Below are 868 nucleotides of genomic sequence, written 5' to 3'. Positions count from 1 at the left end.
CACTTTCCCACATCAGCCACAGCGTTTTATCGCCATGGTGTTCGCGCCACTCAAAACGCAATTGGGCGTATTCGGTGGTGACTTTCATAAAGGGAATCATCAACTCGATGGCGTCCCCCAGCGTGGCGCTGGACATGCTGGCGTAGCCCAGTTCGCCCATGAAGCGCGGACGGATGCCTTCCCCCATATGCAGCCCAAATAGCGGATCTGCACTGCCAGCGATAGCCTGTTTCAGTAACTGGTTTTCGATGGCCATGGAAATCCGCGACTGTGGATCTTCCAGGTCGTCGTTGCTGATGCCGGACTCCACCAGTGCATAGCTCAGGTCAACGCCGGCGCGCAGAGCAGCATCCAGCAGGTATTCCAGCCAGAAAGGCGCGACGGTTTTGTGCTTCAGAGAGGCAGAAAGATTAGCGGACGGCATGGGCTCGCAGTTGTTGTTATCGGGTACAGAGCCACTTAGATAACGAGACGTAGCGTGGCAAGTCAACACTTGGCGTGTGGATAAGTGCGTATTGCTGGTTTATTGACCGTGTTGGCGAGCTTATGGCTCTAATGGGCTGGTGGCAGAAGTCAAAGCAGGAAAAGAGAGAGGAAGGAGTAATGTGCCGGGAGCGGCTGAGCCACTCCCGGGACATCGGGTCTTTATTTGGCTTCTTTAGCCAGTTTGTTGACCTTGCGGGTCAGCGAAGTCAGCTTCTTGTTCAGCGCTTCAACTTCGTCGCGGGTCGGCAGGCCCAGTGCGGCGGCAACTTTGCTGCGCACTTCGTCCAGCTGGGAGGGCTGGGCTTTGGTGGTTTTCTTCTGGGGCTTGCTGGCGGCTTTCTGGCGTTTTTCGCCGGCTTTCACCAGGTTCTGGAACAGCTCA

The 868-nt window shown here is 56.1% G+C and carries 1 protein-coding gene and 1 pseudogene; both read right to left on the bottom strand.

Annotated features, from left to right (window positions below; translation table 11 throughout):
• A partial coding sequence (locus A3730_RS04565; RefSeq protein ID WP_197477289.1) for an AraC family transcriptional regulator ligand-binding domain-containing protein occupies nt 1-424 on the bottom strand: 424 nt, incomplete at its 3' end.
• A gap of 221 nt (nt 425-645) precedes the next feature.
• A pseudogene (locus A3730_RS31035) lies at nt 646-868 on the bottom strand (phasin family protein); the annotation flags it as partial.

Source organism: Alcanivorax sp. HI0044 (genome assembly GCF_001634945.1).
Note: the sequence above shows the minus strand (reverse complement) of the source record. Positions and strands in the feature narration are given on the sequence as shown.